The organism is Acinetobacter sp. ACIN00229 (assembly GCF_016106645.1).
GTDB classification, from domain to species: Bacteria; Pseudomonadota; Gammaproteobacteria; order Pseudomonadales; family Moraxellaceae; genus Acinetobacter; species Acinetobacter oleivorans.
On record NZ_JADWOM010000004.1, the window covers coordinates 16388 to 40329 of the forward strand.

Below are 23942 nucleotides of genomic sequence, written 5' to 3' on the forward strand. Positions count from 1 at the left end.
GAAACTTTTACCCTCAGCCAACAGTCCGTTTAACTGAGGGGGCATGTCTTAAAGGTGGTAGATATCAATCACTTGATTGATGTAGTCATTTTTCAAAACGACATACTTACTCAAGATTTTTGGTTGATCACCTGAAAAATCGATCACATAACGTGACATACCGAAATAGCTGTAATTTGTCTTGTAACGGAAACTCAAGGTATTCCAGTTAAAGCGGACAGTAACTTTGTCGCCGTCGCGTTCTATGACTTCAACGTTGGCAATATTGTGGCTTGTGCGTGTGTCCGGCATGGTTGCAGATGAGCGTTCAGTTTTGATACGGAACACACGATCTTCTAAACCTTGACGGTCTGGATAATAAATAAGTGAAATTTCAGATTGCGGATCTTCAGTTAATCTATCGTCGTCGTCCCAAGCTGGCATCCAGAATGAAGCTTCGGGTGCATAGCATTCAATCCAATCTTCCCATTGTTCATCATCTAAAAAGCGAGCTTCACGATAGAGAAACTGAGCAATATTTTCTAAAGTTGCTTTGTCTTGAGCACTCATGCTGTTTCTCCCTGATCAGCAATTTCTTTCTCTGATGCAATCGCGTGTTTCATTGTGTGTAACCAATATTGATGTTGGGCAAGATAAAGACCTTCATCTTCAGTTTTGATACCACTTAACATTGGTTTTAAACCGATTTCGTTCGCTGCATCGTCTGGTCCATAAATCCAGTGTTTAGAACCGCGGCACATGTCATTCCATTCAAGTGCAATACCTGCGTAGCCTGCCTGACAAGCACGGAATTCTTCTAAATCGTCTGGTGTTGCCATACCTGAAGCATTAAAGAAATCTTCATATTGACGGATACGACGTGCACGAGCTTCGGGTGCTTCGCCTTTAGGAGCAATACAGTAAATGGTAACTTCTGTTCTATTTACAGAGAGTGGGCGAAGTACACGAATTTGCGAACCGAACTGATCCATCAAATAAACATTTGGATAGAGACACAAGTTGCGTGAACGCTCAATCATCCATTTGGACATTGCTTCACCGTATTTTTCGGTGTATTCGTCTGCTTTCGGGAAGTTTGGACGGTCTTCTGGGTTTGCCCATTGTGTCCACAGCAACATGTGGCCATTTTCAAAGCCATACGAGCCACCGCCTTGTTTACCCCAAGAACCTGCACTCATCGCACGGATGTTATCGGCAGCTTGTGTTTCTTTACGGTGTTGAGTTGTTGCTGCGTAGTTCCAGTGAACAGCAGAAACGTGGTAACCATCGGCACCATTTTCAGCGGTGAGTTTCCAATTGCCTTCGTATGTATAGGTAGATGAACCACGTAGAACTTCTAAACCATGTTCAGACTGGTCAACAATCATGTCGATTATTTTGGTGGTTTCACCCAAGAATTCTTCAAGTGAAGGAACATCAGGATTTAAGCTACCAAATAAGAAACCTTTGTAGCTCTCAAAACGAGCCACTTTTTTAAGGTCATGTGAGCCTTCTTGATTAAAGCAGTCCGAGTAACCAGCTTCGCTTGGATCTTTAACCTTGAGTAATTTACCTGAATTGTTAAACGTCCAGCCGTGGAAAGGGCAGGTATATGTTGCTTTGTTACCACGCTTGTGACGGCAAAGTTGTGCTCCGCGGTGTGAACACGCATTGATCATGGCATTGAGTTCGCCGTTACGGTTGCGGGCAATAATGACTGGCTGACGACCAATGTAAGTGGTGTAATAGTCATTATTATTTGGAATTTGGCTTTCGTGTGCTAAGTAAACCCAATTACCTTCGAAGATATATTTCATTTCGAGGTCAAATAGGGCTTCGTCAGTAAACACTGAGCGATGAAGTTTAAATTCACCTGTATCGATATTATCTACAAGTAATTCATCAATACGGTCAAGATGGCTAGTATTGATTACAGGAATACGTGGCATGTCCGTTCTCCGACTTTCCAAAAGTGTGGAAGTCACCAAGGCCTTAGCTACGATCTACAAGGTCTTGATATCCTAATATTGTCAATGAAGCGCATGAGTGCGCTGGGTGTTTAACCGTGAATTGATGAAGATGAATCACTGGAAGATTGGCAAGAGGGCTTTTTCACAAAGCAATTCATCACTTCATCGGTTTGTTGCTTGTATATACCTTAAAAGAATGGTTAAACTGTGTCTAAGACTGAATTTGCATTTTTTTATATCTTAAAGGTATGGAAGCCTTATGGAACTAAGACATTTACGGTATTTTGTGGCTGTTGTTGAAGAGCAGAGCTTTACAAAAGCCGCAGAAAAACTATTTATTGCTCAACCACCTTTGAGTCGACAGATTCAAAATTTGGAAAGTGAGCTTGGAATTCAACTGTTTGAGCGTGGCAGCCGTCCTTTACAGACAACCCCAGCCGGACATTTCTTTTATCAGCACGCCCTTAAACTTTTGTCGAATGCTGAAGAAATAAAAAGTATGACCAAACGTATTGGACTGATTGAACGTAGTGTGACGATTGGTTTTGTTGGGTCTTTACTCTATGGCTTACTGCCTCGAATCATTTATTTATTTCGACAACAACAACCTCATTTGAATATTCAATTGATGGAGTTAAGTACGACCGAACAACTACAGGCATTAAAAGAAGGACGTATTGATGTTGGATTTGGACGCTTAAGAATTAGTGATCCTGCGGTGAGACGTATTTTGCTACGTAAAGAACGCTTGGTGGTTGCTGCCCATACGAGCCACCCAATTGCTCAGCGTACGGAAGGGGTATATCTGGCCGATCTCATTGATGAAAAGATGTTTATGTATCCCACTTCGCCGAAACCGAATTTTTCGACCCAGCTTTTGAATATTTTTGCCGAGCATAGTTTGGTTCCAAAAAATATGCATGAAATACGGGAAATTCAACTGGCTTTGGGCTTGGTTGCAGCGGGTGAAGGTTTGTGTATTATTCCTGCCAGTGCCGATACCATTCGCTTTCCTCATTTAAACTATATTCCGATTTTAGATAACGGTGCAGTCAGTCCGATTTTCATTACGGCACGCGCAATGGACCGAAGTGAAGACTTACAGCTTTTATTTGATTGTATTTATCAGGTGTATGATCTTGAAGGGATTCCATATAAACGCACCGTTTTCACGCTCGATCAGAATCCGATAGATGATTCAGACGGTATTGATTTTTAAATAAAGCAGGGCATAGCCTCAAAAGCTGAAGCTATGCGTTGATGTGTTTTAGAAAGCCCAAATCAGTTTTAGCCAGCTAGTATGGCCTTCGGGACGATATTCGACTTCGGTTTCTTTTAAAAATTTGGCTTCAATAGACCAGTTCTTATCGGCATATTGAATGCCTGGCCCAATTGCAAAAGCCTGTCCTTTAAACCCAATGTCACTTCCGTTTACTTTGTCATCTGTAGTTTGTTTAAAAGCATAGCCTTCAACTGCAACTTTGAGTTTGGGGTTAATGCGGTAACCTAAGCTATAGTCACCCGCAATGTATTGTCCAGACTGGTAGTCGGTCGCGTCGTTACGTGTATTCCAGCTATAAGACAGTTTAGTTGAAAGATCTAAACCTGCTGCGTTGGCATAACTATAGGCAAGAATAGGTCGAATGGTATGATAGTTTTTCCCGAGATTGGCTTCAACTGGATGTGTCGTACTTGGAGTGTCGTATTCACCTGTTCCCAGTACGGTTTCTAGGGCTGCAATCCAGTGATGATTTCCTTGATGCCAGCCGAGCATACCACCCAAAATCAAGTCTCCGAGACCTTGGTTTGAGTCAGCCATTCCATTTACTTTAAGCCGTAGATCAACCAATGGCTGGGCTGCATAAAACCCGAGTTGTCCATCCAGAATTTTTTGATCGGTCATCCAGACCAACCGCGGAACCACGGCGTTGACATCAACATGGAACTGATCGGGACCATTTTGAAACTCTGATGCGTGGTAATTTTGATAATAACTGAGTAAATAGACACCAGCAGGTGGTAGGGCACCTGCCATCATACCTTCGGCTCCTAAAGCAAAAGAGTCTGCGCCATTTTCTGTTGCAAATGCAGAGGGAAGGTAAAAGGCGCTGATTACACCACATATGATTGCAGAGATTTTGTTATTCATAGAATGTCCTATTCTGTGTTGTTTCGCTTGTCACTAAAAAAACGTTATTCCTTAACGGTATTCAAAAAGTTGAGTCTGTTTTAACCTGTAAATTTGGGATGCAGAACTCCTGTGAACTTTGTATTACTTTCGCTAAAGCGCAAATACAAAGCTCATTTGAAAAAGCAGATTGCTTAAAGGTTTATCTTTAAATATGTTTGAATAAAGCCGAACGCGATTGTCCAGCAGCACCATCGGCTGCACTTAAGAACCGTTCAGTGTGAATGTCCCTTTCGAATAAGCGGCTTTGCATGAGTGTTGAAATTGCCGAGTCGATCATGATTGGTGGACCGCACAAATATGCTTTGTGTCCACCACATCGATTTTCAAAGTAATCGGCAACAGCTTCATGCACAAATCCGGTAAATCCCGTCCATTGGTCTTCTACTTTTGGTGCATTCAGGGCAGGGATATAACGGAAGTTCGGATAGTTTTTCACGAGTTGTTCAAACAATTCTCGGTTGTATAGCTCTGCCAAGTCTCGTGCTCCTTGGAAGAGGTAAATCGTACGACTATCTTCAGACTCAAGTAAATCTAAAATCATTGATTGTGGACTTGAAAGACCTGAGCCACCTGCAATAAAAATAGCATTTTGATCATCTGACTTTCGTACAAAAAATTGACCGTAAGGGCCTGAAATATCAAGCTGATCGCCTGTGGCAAGTTGTTCATGTACATAAGTCGTCGCTGCACCACCTTCAACTTTACGGATATGCAGCTCAACAATGCCCACTTCACTTGGTGAATTGGCAATTGAAAACGCTCGCGTTCCTTCAATGTCTGGAAATTGGACATTGATATATTGACCAGCCTGAAACTCAATTGAGCGATCTAGTTGTAGTCGGATTCCTTTAATGGTCGGCGACAGGTCTTTTATTTCAATTACGGTCGCTTGATAGTCTTGAACCAAATGGCCTAAGAAGTCTGGATCTTCATCGACATCGGCTTCAATGACCATGTCGGATTGTGGTTTGCAGCAGCAGGCAAGTACCTTGTTTTCATCGCGTTCAATATCCATGAGCGCAAATGGAGAAGCTTCACCAACATCGTAAAAACCGTCGGTGACTTGAACCTTGCATGTTCCGCAAGTGCCATGACCACAGGCAAAGGGCAACCAAACACCTTGGCGTAAAGCGGCGTCTAAAATAGTTTGGTCTTCTTCTACTTCAATCGTTGTTCCGATCGGTTCAATGGTGACTTGATAACTCATGACACACCTCCGAATTAAACATAGCTGTCGTTATAGCCATTTAATTCTGGCGTAACGAAACGAAGTAATGACTTATGACCAAAACCAAGCTCTGCCAAGCTTTGTGTACCCTCTGGATTTATTGTTTGACCATCTAAGGTATATTGCACTTTTGACCAATCAATTTTGGCAAAATCTGGATGTTGGGCAAAACCACCTGTAATTTGTTGCTCAATCAACTGTCCAAAAGTTTGTTGAGGTGAGGCAAGCATGGCATGTGCCGAGCAAAAAAGGGTGTGATGATCCCAACCCACGTAAAGTAAGAATTGATCGCCATAATTTTTTTGCAGATCAAGCGGTTCAAATTGATAGTTGTTGTGTATCGCGCGAACAGTCATGTTCAATCTCCTTATTTCCTATCAGGCAGTTTGATGACTGCCTGAATAATTCCTTGTGCTTAAGCTGCGTTACCTTTCCATTTTTTCCAGCGTTGTTGGTCTGGTGAGCCTTCAATATCCAGATTGTCGGCGCCGACATTCATGCGGTAATAATCACGGAGCATGGTTTCGAGGTCACCGCCACCACAGTTACCTTGTAAAATTTGATTTACAGGTAGCCATGCTTGTATATATTTCTCAGGTTCGCGCTCGAAAATGTCATGACAACCATCTGAACAAGTGTGGTAGCGTTCGCCTTGGTAGATGCTATGGCGATAACTAAACTGAGTCGGATCATCGCCCATTTCGGTAAAGGTCATTGGAATCTGACAAACCTGACAAAGCTGTGGTAAACCTGCGCTGTAGAAGCGTTTACCTTCGGCTTCCATTTTGCGAGCCAGCTCCCATTTTGGACGGTAGTATTTATCGAAAGTGTCTGGATATTTAGCCGATAACCAATCCATTTCTTCTTCGGTTGGAATCCAAGTATGGAAACCGGCAGCATGACCAAAGTTATAGAAAATCCACCATGCCTGATGTGAGACATGCTCTTTTTCTTTCACAATGACATCGCTATATTTCGGCATACGAATGCCATAACGGCTCAAATCTTTAAATAGCGCACCGCCTGCTTTTTCAAAATAAACTTCCCAAGCTTCTTTCCAAGACATCACTTTGTTTGGCAGCATGTAATCCATCATCATGCCCACAATTGAAAGTAAACGCGTCCCACGCCAGAACCATTTATCAATCCATTCCTGCACAATAGGTACATTGTCTTCATGTTGTTCGAGCAAGAATTTCACGATTTCCAGACCAAGCGTCATGTGGCGCGCTTCATCTGACTGCGCACTAAAACCAAAGGTTACGGTTGCCATATCGCCGTTATAAGCTGCACCCGACATAAACGGAACAAATAGCAAGTTGGTAAGTACATATTCAAAAGCAAAACTAATCGCTAATAAAAATTCGAAAGGGCCAGCAGAACGGGCATCTTCAAAAAATGATTTAGGCACAGACAAATACCAAACGCGGTCATGCATGTGCGCCCAGTCCTGAAAGCCATCAAAGAACTTGTTGTAATGGCTCATGGCATGAATTTGAGTCTGTACATGACGCAGCTCATCAATCGACTGCATCTGAGAAGCAATACGTGCTCCAATACCACTAAACTGGCGGCCTACGTGGGCATAGCCTTGATAAGCCTGATATTCAAGTGGCGTAACCGCCGTTAAAAAGAGTTTGATCGCATTTAAGTAGCGTTCATTGCTGACATTCATCTGACCATTGTTTTGAGCAAACGCATCAAAAATCGCATAAAGTTTTTTCTCTTTTTCTGCCTGATATTTCCAGTAAGCATCCATGGTTAAACGGAAAGGATCTTCCCATTTAGACCAGTCCGTAATTTTGATGCCTTCAAACTCTTCATAAGGGAACGCGTCTTTACGGTCAGCATAGGAAAAGTCCCAGTCCAGATCACGGGTTAATGCGCGGTAACGATCTTTAGCATTTAACTTTTTGCTGGTTTCTTTCGTTTGAGTTGTCATGATTGATCATCCTTAAATTTTTGTTAAACAACGTCTATGTTGTGATTAATTCCAGTGAAGGCGGAAAGTATCGTCATCTTCTTCGACATTGCCGCCCAGCGTAATCATGTTGAGTTGTAACGATTGGATGTCCCAATCTTGGCCTAGCTTTTCAGATACGGTTTCAGCTTTAATCACCAAGTCAGTTTCACTTTCAATGCGAATCATGGCGGGTAAATACTGAATTGAAGCTTCAGGGTTATCTTCTTCAATCGCTTCGAGGATGTAGCGTGAAGTATCGTTGTCTTGTAATGCGAGATAGACTTTAGACATGTTGCTTCTCCTTAAGCTTTTGCCAGTTCTGGTTGTAGACCGAGTTTTTTTGCGCGATCAATCACAACTTGTTCTGCTTGATCAATTGCCTCTGCTGTTAAGGCTGCTGTTGCCCACGGCGTAAAAGCTGCTTTTACTTGAGCTAAAGACTGAGTGAACCATTCATTTAATAGCTGTTTGTTATGATCGGACTCTGCTGCGGCAGTTTTAATGACGGTGTCTGACCACTTACGTAAATCACCTAAAGTGTCTTTCATAAACTCAGTCAGCATGGCTAAGTCGCGAGCATTTTGACTCACTAACCACTGATCAAACTGTTGATAGACAAGCTCGGTCACAAAGCCGTCAATCACAAGGTTCTGTAATAAGAAAAGTTTGAAGTAATCTTGCTCGGTGAGGCTTTCTTCACACAAACGTCGTAAGCCTTGCCACGCAGGATGTTGCATCCAAGCCTGTTTTGCCTGTTGTAATGAATCGCCGCTATTACCATCTAAAGCTAGACCAATGCGTGAGATGTACTGCGCAATTCCTAAATGATCCATCGCGGCATAAATACAAGCTTGGGTAAGTACGGTGCCATATCCATAGGCACTGCCAGACATCATGTGTAAGTTTGCAGTTTGTTCAATGTGGCGAAATGGCAATAGGCACTCAATAACCTTGGCTTTGACTTCATCAGACAAATGTTCTGCAAGCTGACGTTTTTCAAAAAAAGCAAAATTACTTTCGGCGGTGTCTTGTAAACGCGCACGGTGTTGAACATAAGTTCCATAATAGAATTGACGTGGATCTTTAAATGCATACCAGTCTTGCATTTGCAGGGCAGTATGGGTTTTATCATTTAAGGTCTTTTCAGGTTTCCACAAAGGACGATAGTGAAAGTTAGTTTCTGCCTGTACATCAAAACTTACTTCTTGATATCGAGTTGCTGGCTTAGTACCAAATCGTCTTTCGATATAGGCGTAGTTCTGGCGGATAGGTTCGACATTTGACGTTTTGATTTCTAAAGTCATGGCTTTATCTCCTTATATTTTTTACATCAGATCATCGTGATCATTGCTATTACGTTGCGTGCCGACTAAGGTGGCTTCAGTGCCATAGCGCCATTTTTCTTCCTGAGCATCATTAAAAGCTTGCTGCTCTTGGGTCATTTCAACCACTTGATTGGTCTTACAAAAATCATTAAATGCATGTTTAGGCAAAACCAGTTCCACAAATAGACTGGGGTCGTGAATGGCAAAATCGAATTCGATAAACTCTGCGTTTAAGTCGCCAGTGACCCGAATATATTTGGTTAATGCTTCGACTTGAGGTTGCGTCATGCTGTACTCCATCAAGACATGGTCTTGAAATTGATGAATGCTCCTTGCTCTCGCTATAAGCTTTACAAAAGCTATGCCAACTTTATTTTTATAATTAAAAACAATTGCTTAGTATTTTTATTAAAAGTGCAGCATTTTTAAAATTCACCATTTCATGAATTTTTTTGAATGGTGAAATAGAGATATTCATGATTTGATGAAGGGGGTCGTAAAAATTTCTTTTTAGATTGTTTGAAGCTTTAAAAGGAGAGATTTAGAAATACTTTTTTAGTATGAAGTTATGTCTTTAAGGTACTAGGACATTTATCTTGTTCTTCGATAAGATGAGATAAAACCGAAATGTGTTTAATGGATTAAAACAGATCACTCATGGCTCGAGTAAAATACGATACAACGGGACGATACGCAGATCATCCGCAAGAAATTCATGATTTGTTGTCTAAACTGCACTTTGATACGGCCCACGGCCAAATCTGGTTTGATGAATATCGGATGCTGCTTTTACACACCAGCATTATGGGATATTTGCGTAAAGACTTAGCGCACATGATTGGGCTTGAGCGAACCAAGCGTTTTTTTATTCGTTTAGGGTATCAAGCTGGGTTAAAGGATGCAGAAGTGACAACAAAAATGCGTCCCGATTTAAATGAACACGATGCTTTTATGGCGGGTCCACAAATGCATGCGATTCGTGGAATGGTGCAAGTACAGGCCAACCAGCTCAATTTAAGCCACGATAAAAAACAGTTTTATGCCGATTTAAATTGGCTCAACTCTTTTGAAGCTGATGTGCATTTAGAGCATTTTGGTCCAAGTGATGAACCTGCGTGCTGGATGCTTCTGGGTTATGCATGCGGATACAGCAGTTTTGCGACGGGCATGACCATTATTTATCAAGAAATAGAGTGTAAAGCTTGCGGCCACGAGCATTGCCGTATTATTGGTAAGCCTTTAGAAGAGTGGGAAAATGCTGATGAGCTGATTCAGTTCATGTCTCCCGAACCCATAGAAAAAGAACTGATTGCGTTGCAGGCTGAACTTTTTGAACTTAAAAAATCAATTTACAGTGACAGTGAAGCCGATTACCAATTATTTAGTTCTGTGGGTAAGTCAGCATCTTATAAACAGGTCTGTGCATTATTAACCAAAGCAGCAGGCTCGAAAGTTTCTATTTTGCTACAAGGCGAAACAGGGGTTGGTAAAGAAGCTTTTGCACGAGGGGTTCATGAAAATAGCCAAAGAAAAGACCATCCTTTTATTGCGGTAAATTGTGCAGCGATTCCACCAGAATTAATTGAGTCCGAATTATTCGGCGTAGAAAAGGGTGCCTATACAGGAGCGCATCAATCTCGCTTGGGTAAGTTTGAACGAGCCAATGGCGGTACGATTTTTTTAGACGAAGTGATTGAGCTTTCACCTCGTGCACAAGCGGCACTATTACGCATTTTGCAAGAAGGTGAATTTGAGCGAGTTGGAGACTCACAAACTCGTATTTTAGATGTTCGTGTAATTACAGCAACCAATGAAGATCTTGAGCAAGCGGTGAAAACAGGACGATTTCGGGCAGATTTATATTATCGCTTAAATATTTTCCCAGTGCAGATTCCGCCTTTGCGAGAGCGCCGTGAAGACATTCCTTTACTGGTTGAACATTTTCTTCGTCGCTTTGAAAAAATGTACGGCAAAACCATTCAAGGTGTAAGTGAAAAGACCAAAGTTTTTATGCAGCAATATGAATGGCCGGGAAATATTCGAGAGTTGGAAAACTTATTAGAAAGGGCGGTTTTATTAACGGACGATCAGCAACTGATTAAGTTAAATGCCATTTTTCCACAGATCAAGCATGACCTAGAGCAGGCTGTAGCTGTTAAAACTGACTTTGAGCAATTATTACAGGCAGAGTTTAATTTAGAAGAGCACGAAAAGCAGTTAATTTTAACGGCTTTAAAAAAGGCAAATCATAATGTGTCTGAAGCGGCACGTTTATTAGGGCTAACTCGGGCAGCACTGGATTATCGAATTAAAAAATTTCAGCTTTGAGTCAATATCAACACGCTCAAAAATAAAGGCCTAACTTTAAATGTTAGGCCTTATTCATTATTGCACTTGAGCAGGGAAACCATCTTCTTCAAGTGCTTCGGTAATTTTATCGACGCTTTCACTGCTTTCAACAGTTACGATTTTGGTCGCTAAGTCTACATCTACTTTTGCATTTGGGTCGATATCTTGAATCGTTGCAGTCACGCCACGAGCGCAGCCACCACAAGTCATATTTTCAATAAGTAGTTTCATGTTCATACTCCATCAAGAATGAGATGTTTGTTTGGATAACACTGAGTCTAAACCTTGTCATCATTGTAAGGTCAAGACCAAATTTTTAAAAAAATATGCTTGACCTTCCCATGATGGGAATCTGTATGCTCAATACAGAATATTAAATTTTGCAAATTTGCAGAGGTGTTTGATGGACTCAAAAAACACAAAATTGCCAGCATATAGTGAAACACTTCCAATTGAAGGCATGACCTGTGCCTCGTGTGTAGGTCGTGTCGAAAAAGCACTTAAGAAAGTTGAAAATGTAGAAATTGCTAACGTTAATTTGGCAACAGAAAAAGCTGTTGTTTATTCAAATCAACCGATTCAGCGTGAAGCATTGGTTAAAGCAGTTGAACGAGCAGGTTATGATGTTCCAAAAGCTACGCCAGTGGAGTTGTCTATTGAGGGTATGACTTGTGCATCTTGTGTTGCACGTGTTGAAAAAGCCCTTAAAAAGGTAGACGGCGTTCAAGAAGCCACAGTCAACTTAGCAACAGAGCAGGCTTGGGTACAAGCAGATGCATCGGTCAATGTCGAAGACTTAATTCGCGCTGTTAAAAAAGCAGGTTACGATGCAAAAGCATCTGAAAAAAATCAAGATGAGCAGCTCGATAAAAAAGCGTCAGAGTTAGATCAGCTTAAAAAAGATTTGATCATTTCGATTGTGTTGGCTTTACCTGTGTTTATTTTGGAAATGGGTTCACATCTCATTCCAGCTTTTCACATGTGGGTCATGCATACGATTGGTCAATACAATAGCTGGCTTTTACAATTTGTTTTGACCACATTAGTTCTCGTTTTCCCTGGCCGCCGTTTTTACCAAAAAGGGATTCCAGCCTTATGGCGTTTAGCGCCAGATATGAACTCGCTGGTTGCTGTTGGAACTTTGGCTGCTTATAGCTTTTCAGTTGTGGCAACCTTTATGCCACAGGTTTTACCACAAGGCACAGTCAATGTTTACTTTGAAGCGGCTGCCGTTATTGTCAGTTTAATTTTGCTTGGGCGATATTTTGAAGCCAAAGCCAAAGGACGAACCTCGCAAGCTATTCAACACCTAGTGGGAATGCAACCTAAAACTGCTCGTATTCAGCGTGATGGACAAGTAGTGGAAGTTGCAGTTGCCGAAGTGGTCAGTGGAACTATTGTAGAAATTCGTCCGGGTGAGCGTGTACCAGTCGATGGTGAAGTAGTCGAAGGGCACAGCTACATTGATGAATCTATGATTACGGGTGAGCCTGTTCCTGTTGAAAAGAAAATAGGAGAGCAGGTGGTCGGTGGTACGGTCAATCAAAACGGAACACTGAACATTCGGGCAACCGCCGTTGGTTCTTCTTCTGTACTTTCACAAATTATTCGCATGGTTGAACAAGCCCAAGGTTCTAAACTTCCGATTCAGGGTTTAGTCGATAAAGTCACCATGTGGTTTGTACCGGCTGTCATGTTAATTGCTGCAATTACTTTCTTGGTTTGGTTTATTTTTGGGCCAGAACCTGCGTTGACTTTTGGTTTGGTGAATGCTGTTGCGGTACTGATTATTGCTTGTCCTTGTGCGATGGGGCTTGCAACGCCAACTTCTATTATGGTCGGTACTGGACGTGGTGCTGAGTTAGGTGTCTTGTTCCGTAAAGGTGAAGCTTTGCAGCTTTTGCAAGAAGCACAGGTTGTTGCAGTTGATAAAACCGGAACACTCACCGAAGGTAAACCTACACTGACAGACTTTAATGTGCAATCAGGTTTTGAACGTGAACAAGTGCTGACTTTAGTTGCTTCGGTCGAAGCCAAGTCTGAACACCCAATTGCCCTCGCGATTGTTCAAGCAGCAGAAAGTGAAGGCTTAAACTTATTACCCGTAACAGCATTTAACTCGATTACAGGTTCAGGTATTGAAGCGGAAGTTTCAGGCCAAAAAGTACAAATTGGCGCAGACCGTTATATGCACCAACTTGGTTTAGATACCAACTCATTCCAAGCGATTGCTGCTCAGTTAGGTGAAGAAGGAAAAACACCGCTATATGTCGCTATTGATCAGAAACTAGCTGCAATCATTGCTGTGGCAGACCCCATTAAAGAGACAACCTATGCTGCGATTGAGGCCTTGCATCAATTAGGCCTCAAAGTTGCCATGATTACAGGAGACAACCGTCATACGGCGCAAGCAATTGCCAAAAAGCTGAATATTGATGAAGTTGTGGCAGAGGTTTTACCCGAAGGCAAAGTTGATACAGTTCGCCAACTACAAAAACAATATGGTCGTTTGGCTTTCGTAGGCGATGGTATTAATGATGCACCAGCCTTGGCGCAAGCAGATGTTGGCTTAGCCATTGGTACAGGAACAGATGTTGCCATTGAAGCTGCCGATGTTGTATTGATGTCAGGTAGTTTAAAAGGCGTACCGAACGCAATTGCATTAAGTAAAGCAACCATGCGAAACATACGTCAAAACCTGTTCTGGGCATTTGTATATAACGTTGCTCTAATTCCAATTGCAGCAGGTGCACTTTATCCAGCATTTGGTGTGTTACTTTCACCGATGTTTGCAGCAGGCTCGATGGCACTTTCTTCGGTTTTTGTTTTAGGCAATGCATTACGCTTAAAACGTTTTCATGCGCCCGTACAGTAAGGGTGCTGAAAATCAACTTTTGGTTTAAGATCATGACAGCAGGTCTTAAACCAAATTTAATATTTGAGGTGTGAGATGAATATCGGTCAGGCATCCAAACATTCAGGCATTTCGGCGAAAATGATTCGCTACTATGAAGAAATCGGTCTACTTGAAGCAGCTCAGCGTTCTGCTTCTGGCTATCGCATTTATTCAGAAACAGACCTTAAAACTTTAAACTTCTTAAAGCATGCTCGTGAGTTAGGTTTTTCATCTGAACAAATGAAAGAGCTTATTTCGCTTTGGAAAAATACAGATCGGCATAGTGCAGAGGTGAAAGCCTTAACCGTAAAACACATTGCCGAATTAAAACAGAAAATTGCCCATCTCCAAGAAATGGTCAATATTTTGCAGGCTTCAGCCGATGATTGCTGCGGTAACCAGCAAGCTTCTTGTGCGATCTTAGATCACATTGAAAAAGGTGTGGGTGTAAGCTAAGTTTGATTAAAATAAAAAAGGAAAAATCATGGCTTATACAGCTTCTTGTCTTTGTAATGGGATTCAACTGCACATTAATGCCGAATTAGAACCCATCATGGTTTGTCATTGCACGCAGTGCCAAAAAGCCCAAGGTGCTGCTTTCGCTGCCATTACTCAAGTACAAAAAAATGACTTAAATATTGTGCAAGGTGAAAACCTGTTACAGGCCTATTTTGCATCGCCTAATAAAAAGAGAGTGTTCTGTAAAACCTGTGGTTCACCGATCTGGAGTGAACGTTTAGATAAGCCTGAAATGGTGCGTTTAAGGGTAGGGCTGATTAATGAAGAAATATCGACATCTGTCATTTCTCATGCTTTTGTGTCTTCAAAAGTGAACTGGTATCCAATTTGCGATAGTGCTCGCCAATATCAAAATGGGGTAGAAAACCCTTAAATATTAAGGTTAGACCGTATTTTATTCATTTGTAAAAAAACGTGAACAAGACTAGCCATGAATAAATAATGTGCTATAACTGTACCTAAGGTAATCGTAATATCTCCTCGATCCACAGGGAAACTTGGGACAGGGCAAAAGATACGATAGGACCTTACATATAGCTAGCAAAGAGCATGTAAGAGATGGATAGACACAAATCTTAGATTGCTCACCGTTGCAGAAAAGCCCGTGAAACGGGCTTTTTTAATGCCTGTAAAAAGCTATTTAGTGGATGATCAGACTATAAATAAAGTTTTTTTATGACGTCTTTTTTTACCATTCGTTCTTAAGCAAATAAAAAGATGTAGAAATAATAAAATTTTTTAAACATACAGACTATTCTGTATTGCAATTTAATTTATTTATAGGTACATTTACTTAACGGTTTAAAGTTCAAGTTTAATAATGGACTCATGGTCGTTGTGGGAGATCTAAGAGCCTGCATTCTTCCCCAAGATGCGGGTTTTTTTTATGCCTATAGAAAAGTGACGATTAACTCGATTTAAATAAAAAACATATAATTTTCTGTTATTTATTAAGTTTTAATAAGCCTACGATCTAAAGATTGCGTAGGCTTTACATGTTTAAAAATTTAGGCGCGATAGGCCAAACACGCTTGAGCACAAGCCAAACATGCTTTAGCACAGATCTGACAGTGCTCATGTTCATGTTTACTGCATTCTGCTGCACAGAGTTGACAGGCATTGGCGCACAATTGCATGGCTTGTTCAGCAAGCTCAGAATTTCTTAACTCTAAAGATGTACACAGTTGGCAGGTTTCTACACATGTCATGCAATGCTTAATACACTCTCGCATCATATGGGCATGTTCCTCTTGCAAGCATGCAGCTGCGCACGTTTTACAAGCAATCATACATTCAATACAGGCTTGAACTGAGGTAGAGGTGTCACAAAATAAAGCTGAGTTTGTTTCTTGTTGAATTTCCATAAGAGTTCTCCTATCGAAGACTATTATTAAAAAATGGAATATCGTTATATTTTCTATTTTAGAAGATGATTTTTAAGGCATGGCTGTTTGAGATGAAAGGGCTACAAATCGCTAATACATAATTAACCTCGTAGTAGAATGTTACATCCAGCTTTTAGCTTTAAATGCTCGTATTTTTTGATATTGATAGGGGATTTAAATTTAAGGATTGTGTTAAATTTAATTGCATATAATACTTTTGGCTAATTTCTTATTGTGTGAATATTAGGCAAATTAGGAATGTGAACTTTGAAGGACACGAAATGGAAAACGTTAATCAATACGCTCACGGAGCTGAGCATGAAGTCCACATCCATTGCAAACGATCATTAAGCACATTAATACTGAGCATGTTTGTATTAATTACAACTGGTCGTTAAAAGAAAAAGCACCCGAGGGTGCTTTTTCTATAGGTGTACTATAAATAGATAGGTTTAAGAGTGTATAAAACCACGACGTTTTTTGTAGGCTTTACGGTCATAAGAAGGGATATTTGATTGCTGGAGATCAATCGCCAGTTGTTTCTTGCGTTGAAACTGAACTTCATTAAGAAGAGCAGCATAAATTTTGGGTCGGTCAGTTTTAAACTTATCTACATCTAATGGAATCTTATCTTCATTCTTGACAATGTATAGAACAGAGCCATTGCCATTTGTTTCATAAACCATCCAACCAAGCCGCACAGCATAGAGTCCGGTTTTTTGATTTTTACCTAAATAAGATTTAAAACCATCGGGATGAGGGCGAACATAAGCATTCATCATGCATCCTCCATCATTTGATTTATTTGATGAAAGCGACAATCAATGAATTGATGGGGAGTGAGACATCATATTCAGTAAAATTACGATTTCTAGTTGTTTATATATTGTTCAATTTTCAAATTTCAAGTGAGGCGGAAAGCTATTATTTACTGAGTTATATACCCTCAAAAATATTAAAAAAAAGCTTATTTTTTTGAGTAATAAATTTTCAAGTTCATTCCTTGTAGGCAAGAAAGAATAGCTCATTATTCCGTATTTGTGTGATCGGTTTTGCATATTTAAAATTGATTAAATCGTAAGTGAATTTAAGGTCAGTTTTAGTTAATTATTTGTTTTAAAAATAAATAATTAAGTTTTAATATTTCTTGTTACAACCATTTTGTCGACAATAGATGCACCTTTTTGACATATTTCGCCTAGCATAATTAAAGAGTTCGTTGCCTATGGTGTCATTTATGTTCATTGGACTTGTGGTCACCATTTTGTTGACTCCAGGCCCAACAAATACATTGTTAGCCTCTGCTGGAATACAGGCAGGAGTGAAGCAGTCTCTGAAACTTATTCCTGCTGAGGTGATGGGTTATCTCATTGCAATTACTTCATGGGGTATTTTACTTGAGTCCGTTTCACATTTTATTCCATGGCTTCCACCTGTATTAAAGTTAATAAGTGCAACTTTTATCCTCTACCTTGCATTTAAACTTTGGACAACATCGACAAACGACATCAAATTAGACAATCCACTGATTACGCCTAAGGCTTTATTTGTCGCGACACTTTTAAATCCTAAAGCTTTACTCTTTGCTTCTGCTATTTTTCCACATGCAGCATGGGAAGTGTTTCACGTATATTTTATTCATATTGCTGTTTTTTTTATCATTAATTACACCCATTGCTTTTTTATGGATTGCTTTTGGAACCGTATTAATTTCAAACAAAGTAACTTGGTTAAACCAACGTAATTTACAACGTACGGCTGCATTTATTTTAACTTTTTTTGCTATGCCAATCGGCTATTCAGCGATTAGCTCATTTTAAACTTAACTCGTTATTTATATTAAAAAATTTAATTTTCAGGAGATTTTTATGAAAAGATTAAAAGTAATTATTAAGGATCAGTTTAACCAAGAAACGATTGCTTTGGCAAAAGTTCGACCTATGAATGATCACGCCCTTGAACTTCACAAAAGCGTTGAACATATTGAAATTGATGACGATATTATTTTGCCAAACATGGATTTGCTTTATGAAAACCCTAAAGACGGTAAAATTTATCAATTGATTGGAGCATTCAGCGAGGAATAGCTTTTAGCTAAGAAGTGCTGAAAATAAAGCCAAACTACGTAATAGACACAATTAAAATATTGAAGATGCCCAATACTTGTGGGACTATGCTTTTGCAAAAATGTGACCTAATCCACATTTTTGCATTTCAGGACTAAGTGGTTTTCACTAAGCCCATTCCTTCAATGAGAAGTAGGAATGGGCTTTTTTTATTGCAAATTATTCTTTAAATGTTTCATCTAAAGCTTGTTGAACGGCTTCTATACGGGATTTACATGCTTTATAAGCAGTAATCGACTCTTCAACAATCTTCATTAAATTATCAATATCTGGGCTTTCTTGAGACTCAAGTAGTTCTGCATTTTTTTTCAAAATGTCATGGCCGTCTTTAAACGTTAACTCTTCATTGTTCATTTGGAATTACCTGTGTAATGTTGGCTTCAATCACACCATCTTGCATTTCAATCGCAATGGCAGGGTTTGAAATTTGATGTATAGACCGAATCGCTTTTCCTTCGGATCTAACAATTGCATAGCCTTTGGCTTGAACTTGTTTCGGATTTTGTAAAAGGACTTCTTTCATTAATGATTCGATTTGAGTTAATGAAAATTTAACCTGTTGCTGTGAACTAAACTGAATACGCTCTTTCATTTGGTCAAGTAGGCGATGTGCCGAGTTAAGTTGACCTTGCACCGAAGATTTAATCTGATGAAGTAGCTGATCATTCTTGCTTTGATAAGTCGTGATTTGATGCTGCGAAAGAAGCTTAATGGTTTGCAGACTATCGACGGCTTCTTGTACGCGTTCAACAATATGGTTACGGATGCCAGCAATCACTTTACTTGGCGTGTCGAATGAACGATGGGCAATTTCATCAAGAATAGTACGGTCTTTTTCATGACCAATACCAACCCAAATCGGTACAGTGCGTTTGCAGAGCAGGGCTGCAAGTTCATAATCATTTAAATAAGCCAAATCATTCACAGATCCGCCACCGCGAATAATTACAATAAGGTCTGGTGGAAATTTAAATGTGCTGGCCCATTGTCTTAAACCCGAACCTAAAGATTCAATCAAGCTAGTTGCAGCGGTGTTCCCTTGAAACGTAGCGGTATGATACACAAAATGGCAAACACCATTTCTCTCTAGAGCATCGGCATCTTTTTTAAAGTCACCTAGGCCCGCAGCATTTTGAGGAGCAATGACTAAAACATTTTGAATGTCAAAAGGAGTAGGCAGGAGTTTGTTCTTATGAATTAACCCTTCTTGTGTGAGGCGTTCAATAATTTGCTGATAACGTTTAGCAATTTCACCTAAGGTAAAGCTTGAATCAATCTCTTCAATATTGACCGAAAATCCATATTGAGGATCAAAACGCGCTCTAATTTTGATGAGCACATTTAAATCGCTTGAAATCTCAATACCAGTTTCACGTTCAAACTTTAAAACAATTTTACTTGCTGAGAACTTCCAGATCGTAGCTTTACAACTGGCAATGACTTTATCAGTCTCTGCATCTTTTTCTGCAAGCTCTAAATAGTAATGGCCGCCTTTAATATTTAAATTTCGAATCTCTGCTTTTACCCAGACTGGCTCATCAAAAGCCAAACGTATGACTTCCTGAACTGTGCCGAGATATTCACTAAGGGAAAACTGAGGTTCAGACATACGAACTAAACATTAAAGGACCAACCTAGATAGTATAAAAGCCATCCAACCAAGGCAATTGCTGTCTATGAATATCGGGTTCTATTTAAAATAAATACAACAATTTAAAGAATTAAAAATTGGAAATTGATAGGGTTATTTAGACCAAACGGTTAAAATGAAAAATTAATAAAAAGATAATTCTTAATAATTACAACTGATTAAAAAATAAAGTTTGCTTTATGAAATATATGAGCGTATAAAGCTTACTTCCAATTGCGGGGTGGAGCAGTCTGGTAGCTCGTCGGGCTCATAACCCGAAGGTCGTTGGTTCAAATCCGGCCCCCGCAACCAAAATATTATGCTCTGTGATGTACCACTTTTCATAATACGAAAATTATGAAAAGCAATTAGCTTATAAATAACCCTATATAAAGCTAAATATTAAATTCTAGACTGACTGTCCATACCTTAAATCTAGCGTTCTAATTAAATACCGTTAAATCACATGAGCTCAGTGATGAGTGAATGATTGTGAATATAGTAAATGAGTGGCATATTGCTACATCCGTAAATGGCAATGAGATTAATGTGAGGATCGTTCCTCATGTGCGTAAGCAAAACTCTCAAGATGGTTATCGTTGGGTCGAAGTTGGTAAGAAAATTCAACTTCAATCTGGTGAAGAAATCGAATTAAACCAAGATGGTAAAAGCTTTTATGCTGGATTTAATCAGCTTTATCGTTTAACGACGTATTGTTAATAAAATGCTTGGCTCTAAAGCTAAAAAACCTATCTCCTTTAAAAGAGATAGGTTTTTTTATATCTATATGGATAATAAACAATTAAAGTTATAAAAAACAAAAACGTATTAAATTGATAAAATTATTATTTTAATTATATTTATAACGACCTTAACCCGCTCGCCAGAATTGACGCCCCATGACCTTAAAGTTCTTTCCATTTTCTTCGGTTACACGGCGGTCTCTAAATTTTTCATTCAAACTATGCAAAATTAAAGAGCCATCAGCTTCTTTAAAAATTTGCTTAATCATTCCTTCGCCTGCAAAGTAAACCGCATAAATCTCGCCATCAATTACTTCAGTTTGAGAGATATCAATACCGACCAGATCTCCATCTTTAATGTAGTCTGTCATACTATCGCCTTTAGCTTTGATAATACGCATGCACTCTTGAGCAACCCGTTTTTCTTTAAAGAATGAAGCAGGGAAAGGAATTTTTCCATTAATTGCATCGAAGTGGAACTCAATAGACTCACCAGTACCACACGAAAAACTAGCTTCTACCACTTCAATCCAAGCATATTGATCGGTGGATTCAGCACTCACAACTGTAGGGCTAAATACATCACTTTCTCTAAAAGCATCTTCTGTATTTCCAGTCGTTAACCAATAACCATCTACACCTAAAAACTGGGCAATAAGTGGAAGAAACGCAGATTTTAAATTTTTCCCAGACTCTAAAGCCTGATAGGCTGGCTGAGACATTTTTACTGCTTCTGCTACTTCAGCCTGAGTTTTTTTGGCTTTAATTCTAGAATCTTTTAAACGGTCTTTAAGAGCCATAACGGTTACACCAGCAAACTTATAACAAATATATAACTAAAGTTATATCGAGTAAAACAACTATAGTTATTGACTAATAATAACTATAGTTATAATATCGGTTATATCTTCAAATGAATAGATCAAGTTTAAATCGTATTTGAACCACTATTTATTGAATTATCAGCATGTTGAGATGAAAGCTAAATTTATTTTGTTTCTAGAGGAAGCAAAATAGAAGGGAGATAGCTCAATTATTATTTACAGATAGGCTATCAAAACAAAAAATAGAATAAAAAAAAGCCCGATTCCGTGGATCAGGCTTAATGTTCGTCGATAAAGGGTATCAAGAACATGAAGAATTTAGCAAAGATTGTGAGGCGTAACAAAAGTTTCCGATATACGGCAAAGTCTTATTTGAACTTTTTGGTCAAAAAATTAAAGTTTGAAAAAGACATAAACGTAAGAGCTTTCATACTTTTTTACAATTTTAGAAAAAGGAATATCTACTTTTAAATGAATACTTTAAATGCATACCGTTTAGTTCTTTAGGTTTGTTGTACCAGATGAAACGTTTTGAACACACATTTGTAGTCATAGCTTAGCTATATTGCTCAAAGAATGGATCAAAACTTCAAGAATAACAAACGATAAAGATGCCTTATTAAACGTGTGAGTTGGAGATAGTGAATGACTACAGCAATGCAGAACAGAGCTAAACAACTTAAAAATGCAAAACGTGGAGGATATGTCCCGACAATTGCAAAAGACGTAAACAAATACAAGGTACAAAAAATAAAAAGGGCGCTTGAAGAGGCAAAGCTAATTGCAAGTGAGCTTGAAGATGATGCATTCGAATTCGATGATCAAGTCTCAATGCAAAAAGCGATAGGTGCAATCACCGTGATTGAGTTGATTGAACAAGCCTTAAACAGTGCACACTAACAGGCTTTAGCATACAAACATTCTTTCTTGGACCCCTGAAATATGGGGTCAAGGATCAGTTCGTCTTGCAATTTAGCGCGGTTAAAAAAAGCGTTAGTGTTTTTTATTGGCTGTAATAAAGAAAACTAAGGGTATTGATGAAACCTGAAAAACAACAAGCGATTAAGAATAGCGAGTTTTCAAGTTTTACCCTTTAAAGCAGGACAAGATGATGAAAACAGTTCCAACGGGTGGTTTAGCCACATTTTTAGATTTTTATAGCATTGCAATTATGGTGGCTTTAGCAGTCAGCTTAGTTGTGGCAGTCGTGTTGATGATGCGTTTCCCTCGCTCACCACAAGAATGGATTGTTGGGCTGATATGCACAGTCGTTTCAAGCTTAACTGGAGGCTCATTTATCATCATGAAATGGAATTTACATGAATGGGTATCGGATATTTGGGGAATGATCACACTATGTGGATTCTTCTTCATTTGCGGTTTGCCGGGCTGGGCGATTGTGAGATGGATATTTAATTTCATCAATAAACAAGAAGGGAAAACGATTGTGGAAGTCATCAAAGACTTAAAAAAAGCGAAAGATGATCTGCAAAATAGCTAAAACAGTTTCAATGATATAGGTAAAATAAAATGAATATTGACCAATACTTAGAAGCAATCATAGACAGAGAAGGTGGATATATTAATCATCCATCAGACCATGGGCATGCCACCAAATTTGGCATTACCGAGGCAGTCGCTCGATCGAACGGATATCAAGGTGATATGAGAGATTTACCATTAAGCGTAGCCAAGTCTATTTATAAACAACAATATTGGTTTGAACCCCAATTTGACCAGATCAATAAAATTAGCCCTGCTATTGCAGAAGAGTTACTTGATACGGCTATAAATTGTGGAGTCAACTTTACTAAACCTTTATTACAACGTGCTCTAAATCTGCTAAATAAGCAGGGTGAGGAGGGCTGGCCAAATCTTACCTTAGATGGTCAATATGGACCTCGCACTATTCAAGCACTGAGTACATATTTGAACAGGCGTAATAAAGACGGAGAAACGGTCTTACTACGCGTTTTAAATATTATGCAAGGGCAGCACTATATCGAAATTACAGAGAAGAACCCAAATTACGAAGACTTCTTTTATGGATGGATCTTAAACAGGGTAGCGTTGTAAAAATTGTAGTTAGATAAAAATATGTTAATAGACAAAAGACTTGAAAAGCCTAACCATGAGTTGAGGCTTTTCAAATAATCATATGTCGAGTAATGATTTATTGTGCAATGAGTAAAACGGCAAGAAGAAAGAAAATAGCACCGCTAATTTTATTGAGTATAGAAAAATTATTTCCAGCCAACATCTTTTCTTTAAAAATTGAAGAGAAATTTGCATAGACCAAATGAATTAAAAATCCAATAAAACAAAAGGTTAAAGATAGAACTAAAAACTGAGTTAAAATTTCTTTCTTGATATCAATAAATTGAGGGAATAGAGCAATAAAAAATACGATTGTTTTAGGATTAAGCAAAGATGCAAGTAGGCCTTGATAAAAGAGTCTCGATTTACTTACATTTTTATCGCTTTGTTGATCAGTGATTAAATCTTGCGATGGCGTTTTTTTGCTGAAATTTTTATATCCAAGATACATTAAATAAAATGCACCAATAAATTTTAAAACCGTAAAAATAGTTGGGTTGCTGGTAATAATAAGACCTACACCACTAGCGGAAATTACAGCAATTACAAACATACCAATGATTAAGCCGCTAATACCGAATAGAGCAGTTTTAACACCATAATTGATTGAATTTGTGACAGTAAATAAAACGCCAGGTCCGGGGCTTAAGAGAGTAAGAAATGCAATTGTTATAAAGACTAAAAGACCGCTCACGCTGATATATCCTATTTATCAAT

26 protein-coding genes, 1 tRNA gene and 2 pseudogenes are annotated in these 23942 nt (G+C 39.1%); 13 read left to right on the forward strand and 16 right to left on the reverse strand.

From position 1 onward, the window contains the following. Positions 1-48: 48 nt before the first annotated feature. The gene (benB, locus tag I7H67_RS04275; RefSeq protein WP_174728966.1) at positions 49-549 is read right to left on the reverse strand and encodes a benzoate 1,2-dioxygenase small subunit; all 501 of its coding nucleotides are present in this window, start codon (positions 547-549) and stop codon (positions 49-51) included. Continuing rightward, complete coding sequence (benA, locus tag I7H67_RS04280) at positions 546-1928, reverse strand: benzoate 1,2-dioxygenase large subunit (protein ID WP_009389073.1); 1383 nt, start codon at positions 1926-1928, stop codon at positions 546-548. Before benA ends, benB begins: the two co-directional genes overlap by 4 nt. A gap of 106 nt (positions 1929-2034) precedes the next feature. Between benA and I7H67_RS04285 the strand changes: the two are divergent. Together I7H67_RS04285 and I7H67_RS04290 are read left to right on the forward strand one after the other, a co-directional pair. Then, positions 2035-2164: pseudogene (locus I7H67_RS04285) on the forward strand (hypothetical protein). 44 nt (positions 2165-2208) lie between these two features. Next, a complete protein-coding gene (locus tag I7H67_RS04290; protein WP_004702719.1) occupies positions 2209-3168 on the forward strand; it encodes a LysR family transcriptional regulator in 960 nt (319 codons plus the stop codon). A gap of 48 nt (positions 3169-3216) precedes the next feature. Here the strand turns inward: I7H67_RS04290 and I7H67_RS04295 are convergent, their stop codons facing one another. The 7 genes from I7H67_RS04295 to I7H67_RS04325 all read right to left on the reverse strand — a co-directional run bounded on the left by I7H67_RS04295 (position 3217) and on the right by I7H67_RS04325 (position 8944). Continuing rightward, positions 3217-4098 (reverse strand): transporter, encoded by an 882-nt coding sequence (locus I7H67_RS04295; protein WP_198307169.1) that lies wholly within the window; start codon positions 4096-4098, stop codon positions 3217-3219. 187 nt (positions 4099-4285) lie between these two features. Next, positions 4286-5347, reverse strand: coding sequence for an NADH:ubiquinone reductase (Na(+)-transporting) subunit F (locus I7H67_RS04300; protein ID WP_198307170.1), 1062 nt, complete (start codon positions 5345-5347; stop codon positions 4286-4288). A 14-nt stretch (positions 5348-5361) separates the two neighbouring features. Further along, positions 5362-5724 (reverse strand): phenol hydroxylase subunit P4, encoded by a 363-nt coding sequence (locus I7H67_RS04305; protein ID WP_198078862.1) that lies wholly within the window; start codon positions 5722-5724, stop codon positions 5362-5364. Between the two features lie 59 nt (positions 5725-5783). Continuing rightward, positions 5784-7310, reverse strand: a complete 1527-nt coding sequence (locus I7H67_RS04310; protein ID WP_198307171.1) for an aromatic/alkene/methane monooxygenase hydroxylase/oxygenase subunit alpha — start codon at positions 7308-7310, stop codon at positions 5784-5786. Positions 7311-7355: 45 nt separating this feature from the next. Further along, positions 7356-7622 (reverse strand): MmoB/DmpM family protein, encoded by a 267-nt coding sequence (locus I7H67_RS04315; RefSeq protein ID WP_000049450.1) that lies wholly within the window; start codon positions 7620-7622, stop codon positions 7356-7358. Positions 7623-7633: 11 nt separating this feature from the next. Then, positions 7634-8635 (reverse strand): aromatic/alkene monooxygenase hydroxylase subunit beta, encoded by a 1002-nt coding sequence (locus I7H67_RS04320; protein ID WP_192836408.1) that lies wholly within the window; start codon positions 8633-8635, stop codon positions 7634-7636. Between the two features lie 21 nt (positions 8636-8656). Further along, complete coding sequence (locus I7H67_RS04325; RefSeq protein WP_077168217.1) at positions 8657-8944, reverse strand: phenol hydroxylase subunit; 288 nt, start codon at positions 8942-8944, stop codon at positions 8657-8659. 369 nt (positions 8945-9313) lie between these two features. On the opposite strand from I7H67_RS04325, the gene mobR reads away from it, so the two are divergent. Further along, entirely contained in the window at positions 9314-10984 is a 1671-nt protein-coding gene (gene mobR / locus I7H67_RS04335) for a phenol degradation transcriptional regulator MobR (RefSeq protein ID WP_019457425.1), read from the forward strand. 57 nt (positions 10985-11041) lie between these two features. Here mobR and I7H67_RS04340 read toward each other — a convergent pair whose 3' ends face one another. Further along, complete coding sequence (locus tag I7H67_RS04340) at positions 11042-11242, reverse strand: heavy-metal-associated domain-containing protein (RefSeq protein WP_077162564.1); 201 nt, start codon at positions 11240-11242, stop codon at positions 11042-11044. A gap of 166 nt (positions 11243-11408) precedes the next feature. Here I7H67_RS04340 and I7H67_RS04345 point away from each other — a divergent pair, with 166 nt between their 5' ends. From I7H67_RS04345 to I7H67_RS04355, 3 genes are all read left to right on the forward strand, one after another. Next, complete coding sequence (locus I7H67_RS04345) at positions 11409-13880, forward strand: heavy metal translocating P-type ATPase (protein WP_198307172.1); 2472 nt, start codon at positions 11409-11411, stop codon at positions 13878-13880. A gap of 75 nt (positions 13881-13955) precedes the next feature. Further along, on the forward strand, positions 13956-14357 hold the full coding sequence (gene cueR, locus I7H67_RS04350; protein ID WP_005070253.1) for a Cu(I)-responsive transcriptional regulator: 402 nt from the start codon (positions 13956-13958) through the stop codon (positions 14355-14357). A gap of 28 nt (positions 14358-14385) precedes the next feature. After that, entirely contained in the window at positions 14386-14793 is a 408-nt protein-coding gene (locus I7H67_RS04355) for a GFA family protein (RefSeq protein WP_198307173.1), read from the forward strand. Positions 14794-15427: 634 nt separating this feature from the next. On the opposite strand, the gene I7H67_RS04360 is transcribed toward I7H67_RS04355, so the two are convergent. Both I7H67_RS04360 and I7H67_RS04365 read right to left on the reverse strand, forming a co-directional pair. Beyond that, complete coding sequence (locus I7H67_RS04360) at positions 15428-15784, reverse strand: four-helix bundle copper-binding protein (protein WP_192833701.1); 357 nt, start codon at positions 15782-15784, stop codon at positions 15428-15430. 473 nt (positions 15785-16257) lie between these two features. Then, positions 16258-16587, reverse strand: coding sequence for a hypothetical protein (locus I7H67_RS04365; protein WP_198307174.1), 330 nt, complete (start codon positions 16585-16587; stop codon positions 16258-16260). Positions 16588-17030: 443 nt separating this feature from the next. On the opposite strand from I7H67_RS04365, the pseudogene I7H67_RS04370 reads away from it, so the two are divergent. Continuing rightward, a pseudogene (locus tag I7H67_RS04370) lies at positions 17031-17625 on the forward strand (LysE family translocator). A gap of 48 nt (positions 17626-17673) precedes the next feature. Then, positions 17674-17892 (forward strand): hypothetical protein, encoded by a 219-nt coding sequence (locus I7H67_RS04375; RefSeq protein ID WP_004793583.1) that lies wholly within the window; start codon positions 17674-17676, stop codon positions 17890-17892. A 198-nt stretch (positions 17893-18090) separates the two neighbouring features. Here I7H67_RS04375 and xseB read toward each other — a convergent pair whose 3' ends face one another. Then, on the reverse strand, positions 18091-18285 hold the full coding sequence (gene xseB / locus I7H67_RS04380; RefSeq protein ID WP_004793582.1) for an exodeoxyribonuclease VII small subunit: 195 nt from the start codon (positions 18283-18285) through the stop codon (positions 18091-18093). Then, the gene (xseA, locus tag I7H67_RS04385) at positions 18275-19540 is read right to left on the reverse strand and encodes an exodeoxyribonuclease VII large subunit (RefSeq protein WP_198307175.1); all 1266 of its coding nucleotides are present in this window, start codon (positions 19538-19540) and stop codon (positions 18275-18277) included. Before xseA ends, xseB begins: the two co-directional genes overlap by 11 nt. Positions 19541-19796: 256 nt before the next feature. On the opposite strand from xseA, the gene I7H67_RS04390 reads away from it, so the two are divergent. Continuing rightward, positions 19797-19873, forward strand: a tRNA-Met gene (locus I7H67_RS04390). A gap of 174 nt (positions 19874-20047) precedes the next feature. Next, positions 20048-20281 carry a hypothetical protein gene (locus I7H67_RS04395; RefSeq protein WP_005303658.1) on the forward strand — a complete coding sequence of 78 codons (234 nt, stop codon included), beginning with the start codon at positions 20048-20050 and terminating at the stop codon, positions 20279-20281. A gap of 151 nt (positions 20282-20432) precedes the next feature. Here the strand turns inward: I7H67_RS04395 and I7H67_RS04400 are convergent, their stop codons facing one another. Beyond that, entirely contained in the window at positions 20433-21104 is a 672-nt protein-coding gene (locus I7H67_RS04400) for an XRE family transcriptional regulator (RefSeq protein ID WP_005303661.1), read from the reverse strand. 669 nt (positions 21105-21773) lie between these two features. Between I7H67_RS04400 and I7H67_RS04405 the strand changes: the two genes are divergently transcribed. The 3 genes from I7H67_RS04405 to I7H67_RS04415 all read left to right on the forward strand — a co-directional run bounded on the left by I7H67_RS04405 (position 21774) and on the right by I7H67_RS04415 (position 23204). Beyond that, positions 21774-22028: a hypothetical protein gene (locus I7H67_RS04405; protein WP_005303662.1), complete on the forward strand. Its 255-nt coding sequence runs from the start codon at positions 21774-21776 to the stop codon at positions 22026-22028. A 211-nt stretch (positions 22029-22239) separates the two neighbouring features. Beyond that, positions 22240-22629: a hypothetical protein gene (locus tag I7H67_RS04410; RefSeq protein WP_005303665.1), complete on the forward strand. Its 390-nt coding sequence runs from the start codon at positions 22240-22242 to the stop codon at positions 22627-22629. Positions 22630-22658: 29 nt separating this feature from the next. Then, positions 22659-23204, forward strand: a complete 546-nt coding sequence (locus tag I7H67_RS04415) for a glycoside hydrolase family 108 protein (protein ID WP_198307176.1) — start codon at positions 22659-22661, stop codon at positions 23202-23204. A gap of 97 nt (positions 23205-23301) precedes the next feature. Here I7H67_RS04415 and I7H67_RS04420 read toward each other — a convergent pair whose 3' ends face one another. Beyond that, on the reverse strand, positions 23302-23919 hold the full coding sequence (locus tag I7H67_RS04420) for a LysE family translocator (protein ID WP_013198450.1): 618 nt from the start codon (positions 23917-23919) through the stop codon (positions 23302-23304). Positions 23920-23942: the final 23 nt, after the last annotated feature.